We start from the raw sequence: 13,775 nt of genomic DNA on the forward strand, positions 1-13,775 counted from the left end.
TCGCGGGAGCCTACACCGCGCCGGCCGGCTGTCAGAAGCTGTAGACGAGGCTGGTGCGCAGGGTGGTGTCCGTCCCCTTGCGGCCGGCGGGCGGGTCGCTCTCCATCCGCAGGTCGAAGGCCGTGCGCGCCGACAGGTCGTTGCGCAGCTTGGTGGTGAGCGCGGTGGTGGAGGTGAGGGTGGAGCTCACCGAATCCAGGAAGGCCGTGGTGTTCTGGGTCAGCACCAGCTCGGGCCGCAGGGTCCAGGAGAGGTCGCTGCCGAAACGCCCCGCGAAGGCCACCTCGTCGGGGGCGTTGTAGTAGCTGACCTGGCGCAACGCCGGCCCGGCCTGGACGTCGAGCCTCAGGTCGGGCCGGTCGACCAGCCGGTAGCCGACGCCGACGCTTTCGCTGAAGCGGCTCTTGTAGCCGGCGAACCGGTCGCGCTCGCCCGAAAGCGCCAGGGCCACGAAGGCGCGGCCGTTCAGCTTCCATTGCCCGGCGTAGCCCGCGGCGTAGCGCTCCTTGGAGACGGCCCCGCGCGAGCGCTGGTACTCGCTGGCCAGCTTGACGTCGTGGCGCCAGCGCGGCGTCTCCTTGGCGAACGACAGGCCGGCGGTGACGCCCACGTCCTCGGTGTTGCCCGAACTCACGAAGCCGCCCGCCTGGCCCTCGCCGGTCCAGCCCTGGTAGAGGCGATGCGACGCCAGCCGCTCGATGCGCTCGGCTTCGGCGCGGGCGCGCAGGTCGGCCACCCGCGCGTCGATCTCGCCCGCCGAGCCGGGATAGGCGCGGCGCGCCACGTCGGCCACCGGGCCGAGCTGGCCGCTGGCCGCCGCGGCGTCCAGCATGCGCGCCACCTCCGGCGGGAGCGGCGGCGGCGGGGCGTCAGCCCTTGCGGCGACTCCGATGGGGAGGGCGACGCCCAGGGCCAGGCTGGCGGCGAGAAGGGGGCGGATACGCATGCGGGCCTCGATTCGCTGTCGGGCCGATCCGCATCGCCACAGAACGGGGCGACCGTTGGGCCACCGGCGGGCGGCCCGGGCGCGTTCGATCCGTGGGACGTGCGAGTCGGCGCCGGCAGCTTACCCGCGGATGCGGCCTATCGGCACTTCATCGGGCCCCGGTCGATCTCGCGGCCCAGCAGGCCGCCGCCCACGGCGCCCAGGATCGTCCCGGCGGTGCGGTTGTCGCCGCCGTCGATCTCGCGGCCGACCAGCGCGCCGACGGCGGCGCCGATGACCAGGCCGGTCGTGCCGTTGTCGCGCTTGCAGTAGTAGCGGCCGTCGCGCCCGCGCCAGACGCGGTCGCGGCTGACGGCCACCGGCTCGACATAGCGGCCTTGGCGGTCGTAGCGGTGATGATGCTTGCCGTGCGGCGGATCGGCCGCGACGGGCAGGGCGGGGATGGCGAAGGCGGCGATGGTGGCCGCCAGGACCAGCTTGCGCATGGCGTGTCTCCTCGTCTCGATGCGGCCGGGGCCTCCGGAGTCGGGGGGAGCCCGTCGGCGCGCGGCGTGGCCATGGCAACGGCCAACCCCGGGCCCGGGTTCCTCGAAAGGCGTCCCCGGCGCGGTTCCGACCTAGGCGCCATCCAGGTCGAAGGCCGCCGTCCAGCGCGCGCCGTCGGGCAGGAATTCGAGGGCGGCCTGCGCGCCCGGCTGCGCCGCCAGCGCCCGCGCGAGGAGGCGGGCGCCGAAGCCGCGCCGTCGGCCAGGTTCAGAAGCCGGGGCGGGGCCGCCGGTCTCGCGCCACTCCAGGGACAACCGCCGCGCGCCGGCCTTACGGTCGATGGGCTTGCCGTCGATGGCCTTGTCGTCGACCCGCCAGCTCAGCCGCACCTGACCGTGGTCGGACGAGAGCGCGCCGTGCTTGGCGGCGTTGGTGGCCAGTTCGTGCAGGCAGAGCGCCAGCGCCACCGCCGCCTCGGGCGGGATGGAGACGGGCGGGATGAAGACGGGCGGGCCGGACAGGACGAGGGCGTCCGGCCGCGGCGGGCGAAAGGGGGCCAGCGCCCGCTCGGCCAACGACTCCAGCGTCACGCTGCGCCATGCGCGGTCGACCAGGACGTCGTGGACGCCCGCCAGGGCCGAGAGGCGGGCGCTGAACGCCTGCCGATCGGCGTCCGGGTCGCCGCCCTCGCGGAAGGACTGGTCGGCCAGGGCCTGGACCACGGCCAGGGTGTTCTTCACCCGATGATGCAGTTCCAGCCGCAGCAGCCTTTCCGTCTCGCGCGCCGCCACCTCGCGCGCCACCGTCGCGCGTAGCGTGGCCACGATCCAGATCACGAAGCCCGAACTGCCCAGGAACAGCGCCTCGCCCAGCAGCAGGCGGCGCAGCGCCCCGGCCTGCTGATCGTCGGGCAGCAGGACGAACGGGCTCGCAAACGCCAGGATCAGGGCCGCGGTCACGCCCGAGAGGCCTCCGCCCAGCAAGGTGGCCAGGAGCACGGCGGGAATGAAGGCGACGAAGGGCATGCCCTGGCCCATCGAGGGCACCAGGGCCAGGCGCGCGGCGATGACGAGGCCGGCCAGGCCCACGCCCACGCCGACGCGCGCCAGCGGATGTCTCGGCTGGCCGGTGATGCGCCGGACGAGGAAGTCGGTCACCTGGGCCACATGCCTCGGAATGGGAAGCGGAACGGGTGCGACAATGGCGCGCTCCGCGGCAGGTCTCAACCCTGCGTTGGGGCGCTCAGTTCGGCCAGGAGCCGGGCCTCCCTGTCCGGCGTCAGCCCGGCCTTGAGCCGGCCCTGGCGCTCGGCCGGCAAGGCCCGGAACCACGCCAGGGTGTCCTTCGCCGTGACCGGCAGCGGCCGGAACGTGAGGCCCGCGGCCAGGGTGGCGCGGATGTCGCGCCGGTGGAAGCCGGCCGTGGGCCCTTCGCCCGGTAGCCAGACGGGCATGTCGCTCCAGTAGGCGACCTTCCGCTCGGCCAGCCAGCCGGCGGGCGCCCAGGCCAGGTCGGGCCGCGCGCCCACGCCCTCGGCGACGCCCGCCAGAAAGGCCTTCATGGACAGCGGCCTGTCGGGGCCGGCGGCGTTGAACACCCCCGCCGTACGGGCCTCGGCGAGGCGCACGGTCCACTCGGCCAGGTCGCGGGCGTCGATCAGCATGACCGGATCGGCTCCGTCGCCCGGCGCCAGCACCCTGGGGCCCCAGGCCTGTCTCGCGTCGGCCAAGCGCGCCGGCCAGTAGGTGAAGCGGTCGGTCTCGTCGCCAGGGCCGACGATCAGCCCGGGACGCACGATCGCCACCTTGCCGGCCCCGAAACGCCGGCGGGCCTCGGCCTCGCTGGCCGCCTTGAGCCGGCCGTAGGCCATCGGGGCCGAGGCGTCGCGCGCCGCCAGCGGATCGCCGTCATAGGTCAGAAGCGGACCCGCCTCGTCCTGACCGGGCGTGGCGTTGTCGGCGTAGACCGACATGGTGGAGACGAAGAGATAATGCGCGACGTTCCCATCCAGGGCCTCGGCGGCGTCGCGGACCCAGAACGGCAGGGTGGTGGGGTTGTCGATGCACGCGTCCCACGTCCGCCCCTTCAGCGCCGAGAGATCGCCTGCGTTGCGGTCGCCCGTCAGTTCCTCGACCTCGCCCGGCCAGTCCTGCGGGCGGCGGCCGCGGTTGAACACGGTGACCTTGTGCCCCCGGGAAAGGGCGTAGCGCACCTGATGCGGTCCGATGAAGCCCGTGCCGCCGAGGATCAGCAGGCGCATCGGGCGAGGCGGAGGCGGCGCTGCGCGGGCGTGAAGGGGGACCGCCGCGAGGGCGACGGCGGCGAACGCGCGGCGTGAGAGGGTCCGGACCATCCGCGCAGCCTAGTCCGCGCCGCTGGCGGAGGAAATCGCCGTCGAGACCCGTGTTGCGCCGGTTGAAGGATCGGCGGGGCTCGCTCGGCAGGCGAAATCGCTTGGCGGCGCCGATGGCCCGTCTCACCCGTGAAAACGACACGGTGAATCAAATGTTCGGAGAAGTTTGGATGAGATTTGAAGCGAGTCGCCGTGTGTCGACGCTGGTCGGCGGATGCCTCGGCGCGCTGGCGCTGGGCGCGGCGTCGTCGGCCTCGGCGACGGTGGTCCAGTGGGCGGACCTGACATCGTACAACCCCAGTACGGGCGTGGTGACGGGGACGATCACCGTCGGGTCCGAAGTGATCGACATCACCATCTCGGGGGGCGGATACAACTTCGTCAACCTCGGGAATCCGGGCGAGACGAACTACTGGACCGAACCCAACGCCCTGAGCCGGCCCTACACCGGCGGCGAGGTCGAGAACGCGCCTCCGGGCACGGACATCATCGCCCTGAGCACCGGCGGCCTGAAGACCATCACGTTCAGCCAGACGGTCTCCAACGTGTACCTGGCGCTGGTGAGCTGGAACGGGAACTCGGGTGTCTTCGACCAGCCGTTCGAGATTGTGAGTTCGGGGCGTGGATACTGGGGAACCGGGTCGTTCACCTCGGTGACGGACACCAGCTTCACCGGATCGGGCGAACTGCACGGGATCATCAAGTTCACCGGTACGTTCGACGAGGTCTCGTTCACGGACCGGAGCGAGCTGTGGCACGGCATCCAGATCGGCATCGCCGGGCTGGCGCCGCCGCCGCCGGTCGGGGGGATTCCCGAGCCCGGAACCTGGGCGCTGATGATCTCGGGCTTCGGCTTTGCCGGCGGGGCGCTTCGGCGGTCGCACCGCCGTCAGACTGCGCGCGGGCTGGCCTGACGCTTTGTCCAGCGCCCGCACCGCTGTGCGGGCGCTGGACGGCTTCCGTTACGTCGGGTTCGGATCGCGGAGAGCCCTTTTTCCCTTGCCAGAACCCGCCTCGGACGCGAAAGGGCGAGAAGGTTGTGTTGGGGGACCTCTAGCGCATGACTCGCGTCGGCCTGTATCCGGGCACCTTCGATCCTATCCACAACGGCCATACCGACATCATGGGCCGTGCGGCGAAGCTGGTGGACCGGCTGGTCATCGGGGTCGCGATCAACGCCGGCAAGGGGCCGCTGTTCTCGCTGGAAGAACGGGTGGCCATCGTCGAGGAGGCGGTCGCGCCGCTCCGCAACATGGCCGAGATCGTGGTGCAGCCCTTCGAAGGGCTGACCATGCACTTCGCCCGGGAGATGGGCGCCAGCGTGATCGTGCGCGGCCTGCGGGCCGTGGCCGATTTCGAGTTCGAGTTCCAGATGACCGCCATGAACCAGCAGCTCGACCGCGAGATCGAGACCGTGTTCTTCATGGCCGACCCGCGCCACCAGGCCATCGCATCGAAGCTGGTCAAGGAGATCGCCATGCTGGGCGGCGAGGTGGGCAAGTTCATCAGCCCCTCGGTCAAGGACCGGCTGCTGGCCAAGGTGGGGCGCGCCTGACGTCCCGAGCCTTCGCGCAAGCGGAGGCTCCGTCATGGAAACCACGGAAAACACAGAAGGACACGGAAGGCGAAGCTGCAATTTCCGTGTCCTTCTGTGTTTTCCGTGGTTCTTCAAATTCGAGAGGCGCCGCTTCGCGGCCTTTCAGGATGGCAGCCTGCCGACGTCGCTCTGGCGCTTCGGGCGGCGGGCAGTTACGAGAGGCGCCATGCTTATCCGAACCGTCCTGGCCGCCGCGACGTTCGCGGCCCTGAGCGCCGCGTCCGCCCAAGCCCAGACTCCAGCGGCCCAGGCCTCTGTCATGCCGGCGCCGGGCGCCGCCGACTGGCGCACGCCGAGCCCGGACGATCTTCTGGTGATCGACACCAACAAGGGCCGGATCATCGTCGAGCTGGTTCCCGAGACCGCGCCGCTCTACGCCGCGCGCATGCGCGAACTGGCCCGGGCGAAGTTCTTCGACGGCCTGACGTTCTTCCGGGTGATCGACGACTTCATGGCCCAGACCGGCGATCCCGAGAACCGCGGGACGGGCAGCTCGGACAAGCCCGATCTGGCGGCGGAGTTCCAGTTCCGGCGCGGACCCGAGACCCCGTTCGTCCTGGCCGCCGACCAGAGCGTGGCGGAGGTGGGGTTCATCAAGTCGGTCCCGGTGACCACCCAGTCGATGATGCTGGCCCCCATGACCCGCGACGGGAAGGTCTCGGGCTATGTCCTCTACTGCCCCGGCGTCGCGGGCGCCGCGCGCGGCGAGGCCGAGAACTCGGCCAACAGCCAGTTCTTCCTCATGCGGGCGCACTATCCGCGCCTGGAGCGTCGCTACAGCGCCTGGGGCCGGGTGATCTCGGGCCAGGCCGCGGTCAACGCCATCAAGACCGGCGAACCCGTGGCCGACCCGCAGGATCGCATGGAGCGGGTGCGGGTCCTGTCCGACATTCCGGAAGCCGAGCGGCCTAAGGTGCGGGTGATCGACCCGGCCGGGCCGTGGTTCAAGGCCGAGATCGCCCGGGCGCGCGCCGCCGGCGGGGCGAATTTCTCAGCCTGCGATATCAACATTCCTGTCGAGGTGAAGTGATGGACGCTGAAAACACCCTGCTGATGGAGCTCGAGACCGGGGCCGTCACGATCAAGCTGCGGCCCGACCTCGCGCCCCAGCACGTGGCGCGGATCAAGGAGCTGGCGCGCGAGGGCTTCTACGACGGCGTGGTCTTCCACCGCGTCATCGCGGGCTTCATGGCCCAGGGCGGCGATCCCACCGGCTCGGGCATGGGCGGGTCGGACAAGCCGAACCTGCCGGCCGAATTCAGCCGCGAGCCGCATGTGCGCGGCGTATGCTCGATGGCGCGGACGGCGAATCCGAACTCGGCCAACAGCCAGTTCTTCATCTGCTTCGACGACGCCACCTTCCTCGACGGCCAGTACACCGTCTGGGGCGAGGTGACCGAGGGCATGGACGCCATCGACGCCCTGCCCAAGGGCGAACCGCCCCGCGCGCCCGGCAAGATCGTGTCGATGAAGGTCGCCGCCGACGCCTGAGGGCGCGTCCTCCCGGAAGGCCGCGAAGCGGCGATCCTCGGATTTCAAAGTCCACGGATGCACACGGAGACACACGGATGATGGCCGCCGCGCCATCCGTGCCAATCCGTGAAATCCGTGGACAAAATGCTACTGAGCCTCCGCTCGCGCGGAGACTTCAGGCATGGCCGGCGCCAGCTCCACGATCAGCGGCCGATGGTCGGATCCGAGGCTCGGGCCGCGCCGCAGGCCGACCAGCCGCCAGCCGGGGCCGGCGTAGACGTGGTCGATGGGCAGGACCTGGACGGGCCAGGGCAGGGCGCCGAGCCGGGCCGGGAACGACCACGCGGCGCGGTCCAGCCGGCGCAGGCCCAGGGCGTGGTCGGTCCGACGCATGGCGAAGGACCACGGCGTGGTGTTGAAGTCGCCCGCCAGGATCATGCGCTCGCGCGGGCGGGCGGCCACCACCTCGGCGAGGGCGGCGTACTGGTTGCGGTAGGTGCTGGCGTTGGGCCAGTCGAAATGCACGGTCACCACCTCGTAGGGGCCGCCGGGGCCGGGGTAGGTGGCGTTGATGAAGGTCAGATCGCGGACCACGGGCTTGGGACGCGTCATGCCCAGCCGCGGCTCGCGGCTGAAGATCATCACATGCTCCTTGCGCCCGGCCACATGCCACGTCGTGCGGGCCAGCAGCAGATCGCGCAGGTCGTGGCGGGTCTCCTGGATGGTGACGATGTCGGGGTCCTCGGCGATCAGCCAGTCGGCCACGGCCCGGATGTCGGCGTTCTTCTTGAAGGCGTTGAACTGGATGATCTTCAGCCGGCCGGCGGACTCGGCGGGCGTGGAGGGCACGAGAGGGGGCGGGACGGGCCGCCGATACTCCGGGAGCATGAGGGCGGCTGCGCCGGCGAGCGCCACGAGACCGCCGACCAGTCCGGCCTTTCGCAGCCGACCCGGCCAGAGTCCGCCCAGCACGCCGGCCAGCCCGGCCAGACCGTAGAGCGGCGCAGCGTGGGTCAGGACGTCCAACGCCCAGCTCATCCGCCCGCCCTGGGCCAGGACGGCGGCCAGGCCGGAGACGAGGCCGAGCCCGGCCAGCGCCGCGCCGGCGATCCGCGATAGTCCCGACCCCAGCGCCAAACGGGCCCCCATGCTTGACGCGGGCCTTTCCGCGTGCGCTTCACCTCGCCCTTCATGAAGCTGGCCGACTTCGATTTCCACCTTCCCGACAACCGGATCGCGCTGCGTCCCGCCGATCCGCGGGATTCGGCGCGCCTGCTGGTGGTGGAGCCCGCCCTGCCGCTGCGCGATGAGACGGTCCGCGACCTGCCGGGCGAACTGCGGTCGGGCGACGTGTTGGTGGTCAACGACACGCGGGTGATCCCGGCGCGGCTGAAGGGCGTGCGCCTGCGGGGCGACAGCCGGGTGGTGGTGGAGGCCACTCTGCACCGCCAGACGGGGCCGGCCGCCTGGACGGCCTTCATGCGGCCCGGCAAGCGACTGGCCGAGGGCGACCGGGTGGTGTTCGGCGAGCCCGGCGATCGGGCCTGCCTGCTGGGGTCGCTGGAAGCCACGGTGACGGGGAAGGGCGACGGCGGCGAGGTCTTCCTGGCCTTCGACCTCGCCGGGCCCGACCTGATGGCGGCGATCGCCGAGCGGGGCGTGATGCCCCTGCCGCCGTACATCGCCGCGAAACGCCCCGAGGACGAGCGCGACCGGGCAGACTACCAGACCGTCTACGCCGAGGCCGACGGCTCGGTGGCGGCGCCGACCGCGGGGCTGCATTTCACGCCCGAGTTGCTGGCGCGGCTGACGGCGATGGGCGTCGGCTTCGAGCGGGTGACGCTGCATGTGGGGGCGGGCACGTTCCTGCCGGTGAAGACCGAGGATCTGGCCGACCACAGGATGCACGCCGAGTGGGGCGAGGTCCCGGAGGAGGTGGCCGACCGGCTGAACGCGGCCCGCGACGCCGGCGGGCGGATCGTGTGCGTGGGCACCACGTCGCTACGTCTGCTGGAAAGTGCGGCGGACGAGTCGGGGCGCATCCGGCCCTTCTCCGCCGAGACGGCCATCTTCATCACGCCCGGCTACCGCTTCCGAGCCGCCGACGGGCTGATGACCAACTTCCACCTCCCGAAGTCGACGCTGTTCATGCTGGTGAGCGCCTTTGCCGGGCTGGACGCGATGCGGGCGGCCTACGCCCACGCGATCGGGACCGGCTATCGCTTCTATTCGTACGGGGACTCCAGCCTGCTCTGGAGGGCCGGCCGGTGACGGCGTTCCCGTTCACCGTCCAGGCGACCGACGGCCGGGCGCGCACCGGCGTGCTATCGACGCCCAGGGGCGAGATCCGCACGCCGGCCTTCATGCCGGTAGGGACGGCGGCGACCGTGAAGGCGCTGACGGTCGATCAGGTGGCGGCCACGGGCGCGGACATCCTGCTGGGCAACACCTACCACCTGATGCTGCGGCCCACGGCCGAGCGGGTGAAGCGGCTGGGCGGCCTGCACAGGTTCATGCGCTGGGACCGGCCGATCCTGACCGATTCCGGCGGCTTCCAGGTCATGTCCCTCTCGAAGATCGCCAAGGTCACCGAGGAGGCCGTCACCTTCCAGAGCCATCTGGACGGGAGTCGCCACGTCCTGTCGCCCGAGCGGTCGATGGAGATCCAGGCGGACCTCCTGGGCTCGGACATTGTCATGCAGCTCGACGAGCTGGTCGCCCTGCCGGCCACGCCCGAGCGGGCCGGAGAGGCGATGCGGCTTTCGGCGCGATGGGGTCAACGTTCGAAGAACGCGTTCGGCGAACGCGATGCGCAGAATCTGTTCGCCATCCAGCAGGGCGGGCTGGACCCGGCGCTGCGGGGCGAATCGGCCGAGCGCCTCATCGAGATCGGCTTCGACGGCTACGCGATCGGCGGCCTGGCGGTGGGCGAGGGGCACCAGGCCATGTGCGAGGCCCTGGACTTCGCCCCCGGCATGCTGCCGGCGGAGCGGCCGCGCTACCTGATGGGCGTGGGCAAGCCTATCGACATCGTGGAGGCGGTCTATCGCGGCGTGGACATGTTCGACTGTGTCCTGCCCACGCGGTCGGGGCGGCACGGCCAGGCCTGGACCTGGGACGGGCCGCTCAACCTGAAGAACGCGCGGTTCGCCGAGGACGAGACGCCGCTGGACGCCGACAGCGACGTGCCGGCCAGCCGGGACTACTCGAAGGCGTACCTGCACCATCTCGTGAAGTCGGACGAGATCCTCGGACAGGTTCTGCTGTCCTGGCACAACCTCGCCTTCTTCCAGGCCCTGATGACGGCGCTCAGGTCGGCGGTGTCCGAAGGGCGGATCAGCGCTTTCCGGCGTTCGTTTGCGGCGCGGCAGTCGGCTCGGCCCGGGTCGGATAGCGGGGGGTGAGCCCACCGCTCTTCGCGGACGGCGGCGGCTGCGGACCGGCGGCGCGGGCCTTGGCCGCGGCCTGGACGTGGGCGGTGCGCACATGGCTGGGCGTGGCGGGCGGACCGCAGCCACGGGCCTCGCCCAGCCCCTTCAGATAGGCGCGGCGTGTATGGCCCGCGATGATCGCGGCGGCCACCAGGCGGTCGTGACTCTCGGCGCCCGTGAGCTTGCGGACGACGCCCCGGAAGGGAATCGCCCCGCCCGCGAGGTCGCCGGCCACGCCCAGGGCCGTGGACTTCCCCCGCGAGCCCAGGCCGTCATCGTCCTCGGGAAGGGTGTCGATGTCGGGTCCCAGGACGTCGTTCAGCGGCCGGACGAGGGCGATCAGGGTGGCGCACCGCGTGTTGCGCGGCCGCTCGTACGGATCGTCCAGCGCCTGGAGCAGGATGGGCGGGATATCCACCTTCATCACGTTGAGGTCGCGCAGGGGGGTGGTGACGGCGCCCTCGACGCTGCCCTTCTTCACCTGGTCGGACGTCTTCATGCGGTCGGTCTCGGCCGACGGGGGATCGGGCGGGGCCATCGTGCTTCCGCGGGCCGGCTTCGGCGTCTGGGCGGCGGCCGGCAGGGCCAGGGCGGCCATCAGCGCCGCGGCGAGGAGCTTGTGAGCGAGGACGCGTGCCATGACGCCAACATACGCCTTGCCGGCGATCTGTTAAGAGCGGACGCGCGAAACCGGCTTCCCCTTTGCGTCATCCCCCTCTAGGTTCCGCGCCGCTTCGCCCGGGCGTCCTGCATTCGGACCCTTGCGTCGCGGGCCGGTAGCTCAGCGGTAGAGCATTCGACTTTTAATCGAATGGTCGTGAGTTCGATCCTCACCCGGCCTACCAATCCGAGCCTTCGCGGTTGCGTTGAAATCCGCGGCCGATGCGGCGGTCATCCTGTCCTGCGCTTCAGTCTACCGGCGCTCGTCCCTTTAGAAATTGAGAGCGCTCGGAGACCACGAGACGCTCAGGCTCCGACTTCCGTAGGGGAAATGTCGGCGCGGGCGGGCGTCGGGAGAATGGACAACGCCGCAAAAGCGGGACAAGGAGGGGCCGTGACGAGGCTCGCCCTGGCGGGTCGCGTGACTTAGCGCGCCGGAGCCTTCGGGCTTAATCGGGAATGCAGTAGGGGGCTTGCCTCCGATCTGCAGCTGTCCCTGCAACTGTGAGCGGCGAGCGCGGACGACGCGGCGGGGCCAGACCCCGCCAGCCACTGGGCCGGAACGGCCTGGGAAGGTGTCGGACGACGCTGTGACCCGCGAGCCAGGAAACCGGCCGGTGCGTGTCGCTCGATGTCTCGGGGCAGTGGACTGCCGGGGCGCGGATCTCCGTCTGAGCGACGACGAAGAAGCGGCGGAGGCCGCCTCGACCTGCTGGCGGCGTCTGCAAGGCGTCCATGCCCGCCGGCCTGTCGACTCGTGACGCGTGCGTCCCGGGAGTCCTCCGCGTGTCGTTTGGACGCCGCACAGAGGGGGCCCGAGAGAGATGGCCAACAGACTATTCCTGAGTGTCAGCGCCGTGGCGCTGCTGGCCGCTGCGCCGGCGTGGACGGCGGAGACGTCGGTCAACGAGCTGATCGTCACCGGGACGCGGGCGACCAGCGGACTCGACGCCGACAGGATCGGCGCGTCCGTGACCGTCATATCGATGGAGCAGATGATGGACCGGCAGGTCCGCATCGTCTCGGACGTCCTGCGCGACGTCCCCGGCTTCGCGGTCAGCCGGACCGGCGCGGTCGGGGGCCTGACCCAGGTCCGGGTGCGGGGCGCGGAGGGCAACCACGTCCTGACCCTGATCGACGGGATCGAGGCGTCGGACCCGTTCTTCGGCGAATTCGACTTCGCCACCCTGCTGGGCGACGACGTGGCGAAGATCGAGATCCTGCGCGGACCGCAGAGCGCGCTCTACGGATCGGATGCGATCGCCGGCGTCGTGAACTACATCACACCGTCGGCCGCCGAGGCGCCCGGCGGACGGATGCGGGTGGAGTTCGGCTCGCAGGACACCCTGAGCGGGTCGGCGCGCTACGCCGCGGTGATCGGGCCGCTGGACCTGGTGGTGAACGCCGGCGTCCATCGCACGGACGGCTACGTCGGCCAGACCCTGCCGGGCGGCGCGCGGAAGCTGGGCTCGGAGTTGCAGAGCTTCTCGGCCAAGGCCGCCTATCAGGCCACCGAGACCCTGAAGCTGCGCGGCGTCGTCCGCTACACCGACACTCACGCCGAGACCAACGCGTCGAGCTTCGGGGTGGGCCAGGTGGACAGCCCCGGCAGCTATTTCGACGCCAGGAGCCTCTACTGGTCCGGCGGCGCCGACCTCGACCTGCTGGACGGGGCCTGGGGCCACAGCCTGACGATCCAGGGCGTCGACGCCGACCGCAAGGGTTACGCCCGCAACGCCCGTTCGAGCGGCGACGAGGGCGTGCGGACCAAGGCGTCCTACGCCACCACCTACCGGATCGAGACCGGGGCGCTGGTCCATCGCCTGACCGGGGCCTTCGACTGGGAGAAGGAGACCTACCAGAACACCTCGCCGCCGGCCTCGGGCGCCGACACGACCCGTCGTTCGATCAAGAACAAGGGTCTCGTCGGGCAGTACGACCTGGAGATCGGCGAGCGCGCGGGCCTGGGCGGGGCCGTCCGCCGGGACGACAACGACTTCTTCGAGAACGCGACGACCTGGAGGGTGCAGGGCTTCCTGAAGCTCAACGACGCCATCCGACTCCGCGCCGCCGGCGGGACGGGCATCAAGAACCCCTCCCAGACCGAGCTGTTCGGGTACAACGCCACGGGGCCGTTCCCGTTCGTCGGCAACCCGAACCTGAAGCCCGAGAAGGCCAAGGGCTGGGAGGCCGGCGTGGACCTGAGGCTCTGGGACGATCGCGTTAGTCTGGGCGCCACCTATTTCGACCAGACGCTGGAGGACGAAATCTTCTCGGCCTCGCGCGCCACGGCCACGGCGCTGGCGCGGGCGAACTGCCCGATCCCGGCGGTGAACTTCTCGACCACCTGCAACAGAGCCTTCGATTCCACCCAGAAGGGCGTGGAGCTGTTCGGGACCCTCGCGTTCACCGACGCCCTGAGCGTGAGCGGCAGCTACACGCACCTCGACGCGGAGGAGAACGGCCTGGAGGAGATCCGCCGCGCGCCCGACATCGGCAGCGTGAACGTCACCTGGAAGCCGGTCGCGGCGGCGACCGTGAACCTGACGGTGCGCTACAACGGCAAGCAGCTGGACTCGAACTTCTCCGGGATCAATCCGCCGTTCCCGGCCAGCCTGCCCGGCGTGAAGCCCGCTACGGGCGCCAACGCCGGCAAGGTGTTGCTGCCGTCCTTCACCCTGGTGAACCTCAGCGCCAGCTACGACCTGTCGGAGCATTTCGAGATCTTCGCCCGTGCGGAGAACCTCACCAACGAGGACTACTACGAGGTCTTCGGCTTCCCGACCCAGCCGCGCGCCGTCTACGCCGGCGCCCGCGTGAAGTTCTGAG

General features: G+C 70.9%; 13 protein-coding genes, 1 tRNA gene and 1 riboswitch. Of the genes, 8 read left to right on the plus strand and 6 right to left on the minus strand.

The features are described from left to right. Positions 1-31: 31 nt before the first annotated feature. The 4 genes from ABS78_RS11365 to ABS78_RS11380 form a co-directional block, all read right to left on the minus strand. A complete protein-coding gene (locus ABS78_RS11365) occupies positions 32-946 on the minus strand; it encodes a DUF481 domain-containing protein (RefSeq protein ID WP_293378774.1) in 915 nt (304 codons plus the stop codon). 137 nt (positions 947-1,083) lie between these two features. Further along, complete coding sequence (locus tag ABS78_RS11370; RefSeq protein WP_293378777.1) at positions 1,084-1,431, minus strand: glycine zipper 2TM domain-containing protein; 348 nt, start codon at positions 1,429-1,431, stop codon at positions 1,084-1,086. Positions 1,432-1,563: 132 nt separating this feature from the next. After that, positions 1,564-2,598, minus strand: a complete 1,035-nt coding sequence (locus tag ABS78_RS11375; protein WP_293378780.1) for a sensor histidine kinase — start codon at positions 2,596-2,598, stop codon at positions 1,564-1,566. A gap of 56 nt (positions 2,599-2,654) precedes the next feature. After that, complete coding sequence (locus ABS78_RS11380) at positions 2,655-3,785, minus strand: NAD-dependent epimerase/dehydratase family protein (protein WP_293378783.1); 1,131 nt, start codon at positions 3,783-3,785, stop codon at positions 2,655-2,657. A 170-nt stretch (positions 3,786-3,955) separates the two neighbouring features. On the opposite strand from ABS78_RS11380, the gene ABS78_RS11385 reads away from it, so the two are divergent. From ABS78_RS11385 to ABS78_RS11400, 4 genes are all read left to right on the plus strand, one after another. Beyond that, positions 3,956-4,699, plus strand: coding sequence for a PEPxxWA-CTERM sorting domain-containing protein (locus tag ABS78_RS11385; protein WP_293378786.1), 744 nt, complete (start codon positions 3,956-3,958; stop codon positions 4,697-4,699). A 146-nt stretch (positions 4,700-4,845) separates the two neighbouring features. Next, positions 4,846-5,340, plus strand: a complete 495-nt coding sequence (gene coaD, locus ABS78_RS11390; protein WP_293378789.1) for a pantetheine-phosphate adenylyltransferase — start codon at positions 4,846-4,848, stop codon at positions 5,338-5,340. 208 nt (positions 5,341-5,548) lie between these two features. After that, positions 5,549-6,412, plus strand: coding sequence for a peptidylprolyl isomerase (locus tag ABS78_RS11395; protein WP_293378792.1), 864 nt, complete (start codon positions 5,549-5,551; stop codon positions 6,410-6,412). Continuing rightward, positions 6,412-6,873 (plus strand): peptidylprolyl isomerase, encoded by a 462-nt coding sequence (locus ABS78_RS11400; RefSeq protein WP_293378795.1) that lies wholly within the window; start codon positions 6,412-6,414, stop codon positions 6,871-6,873. The genes ABS78_RS11395 and ABS78_RS11400 overlap by 1 nt, the downstream gene beginning before the upstream one ends. A 129-nt stretch (positions 6,874-7,002) precedes the next feature. Here ABS78_RS11400 and ABS78_RS11405 read toward each other — a convergent pair whose 3' ends face one another. Beyond that, a complete protein-coding gene (locus ABS78_RS11405) occupies positions 7,003-8,004 on the minus strand; it encodes an endonuclease/exonuclease/phosphatase family protein (protein WP_293378798.1) in 1,002 nt (333 codons plus the stop codon). 42 nt (positions 8,005-8,046) lie between these two features. On the opposite strand from ABS78_RS11405, the gene queA reads away from it, so the two are divergent. Both queA and tgt read left to right on the plus strand, forming a co-directional pair. Further along, the gene (gene queA, locus ABS78_RS11410) at positions 8,047-9,126 is read left to right on the plus strand and encodes a tRNA preQ1(34) S-adenosylmethionine ribosyltransferase-isomerase QueA (RefSeq protein WP_293379199.1); all 1,080 of its coding nucleotides are present in this window, start codon (positions 8,047-8,049) and stop codon (positions 9,124-9,126) included. After that, the gene (gene tgt, locus ABS78_RS11415) at positions 9,123-10,259 is read left to right on the plus strand and encodes a tRNA guanosine(34) transglycosylase Tgt (RefSeq protein ID WP_293378801.1); all 1,137 of its coding nucleotides are present in this window, start codon (positions 9,123-9,125) and stop codon (positions 10,257-10,259) included. The genes queA and tgt overlap by 4 nt, the downstream gene beginning before the upstream one ends. Here tgt and ABS78_RS11420 read toward each other — a convergent pair. Further along, positions 10,192-10,926 (minus strand): hypothetical protein, encoded by a 735-nt coding sequence (locus ABS78_RS11420; RefSeq protein ID WP_293378804.1) that lies wholly within the window; start codon positions 10,924-10,926, stop codon positions 10,192-10,194. The two genes, tgt and ABS78_RS11420, sit on opposite strands and share 68 nt — an antisense overlap. A gap of 130 nt (positions 10,927-11,056) precedes the next feature. Between ABS78_RS11420 and ABS78_RS11425 the strand changes: the two genes are divergently transcribed. Beyond that, positions 11,057-11,131, plus strand: a tRNA-Lys gene (locus ABS78_RS11425). 233 nt (positions 11,132-11,364) lie between these two features. Further along, positions 11,365-11,580: riboswitch (cobalamin riboswitch) on the plus strand. Positions 11,581-11,770: 190 nt separating this feature from the next. Next, positions 11,771-13,774, plus strand: a complete 2,004-nt coding sequence (locus tag ABS78_RS11430; protein ID WP_293378807.1) for a TonB-dependent receptor — start codon at positions 11,771-11,773, stop codon at positions 13,772-13,774. Position 13,775 lies beyond the last annotated feature (1 nt).

Origin of the sequence: Phenylobacterium sp. SCN 70-31 (genome assembly GCF_001724605.1) — a bacterium.
Taxonomy (GTDB): domain Bacteria; phylum Pseudomonadota; class Alphaproteobacteria; order Caulobacterales; family Caulobacteraceae; genus Phenylobacterium.

Excerpts from the sequence above, each read along its gene's own strand:
- ABS78_RS11365 (WP_293378774.1), bottom strand. The coding sequence starts at position 946 with ATGCGTATCCGCCCCCTTCTCGCCGCCAGCCTGGCCCTGGGCGTCGCC.
- ABS78_RS11370 (WP_293378777.1), bottom strand. The coding sequence starts at position 1,431 with ATGCGCAAGCTGGTCCTGGCGGCCACCATCGCCGCCTTCGCCATCCCC.
- ABS78_RS11380 (WP_293378783.1), bottom strand. The coding sequence starts at position 3,785 with ATGGTCCGGACCCTCTCACGCCGCGCGTTCGCCGCCGTCGCCCTCGCG.
- ABS78_RS11385 (WP_293378786.1), top strand. The coding sequence starts at position 3,956 with ATGAGATTTGAAGCGAGTCGCCGTGTGTCGACGCTGGTCGGCGGATGC.
- coaD (WP_293378789.1), top strand. The coding sequence starts at position 4,846 with ATGACTCGCGTCGGCCTGTATCCGGGCACCTTCGATCCTATCCACAAC.
- ABS78_RS11395 (WP_293378792.1), top strand. The coding sequence starts at position 5,549 with ATGCTTATCCGAACCGTCCTGGCCGCCGCGACGTTCGCGGCCCTGAGC.
- ABS78_RS11400 (WP_293378795.1), top strand. The coding sequence starts at position 6,412 with ATGGACGCTGAAAACACCCTGCTGATGGAGCTCGAGACCGGGGCCGTC.
- ABS78_RS11405 (WP_293378798.1), bottom strand. The coding sequence starts at position 8,004 with ATGGGGGCCCGTTTGGCGCTGGGGTCGGGACTATCGCGGATCGCCGGC.
- queA (WP_293379199.1), top strand. The coding sequence starts at position 8,047 with ATGAAGCTGGCCGACTTCGATTTCCACCTTCCCGACAACCGGATCGCG.
- ABS78_RS11420 (WP_293378804.1), bottom strand. The coding sequence starts at position 10,926 with ATGGCACGCGTCCTCGCTCACAAGCTCCTCGCCGCGGCGCTGATGGCC.
- ABS78_RS11430 (WP_293378807.1), top strand. The coding sequence starts at position 11,771 with ATGGCCAACAGACTATTCCTGAGTGTCAGCGCCGTGGCGCTGCTGGCC.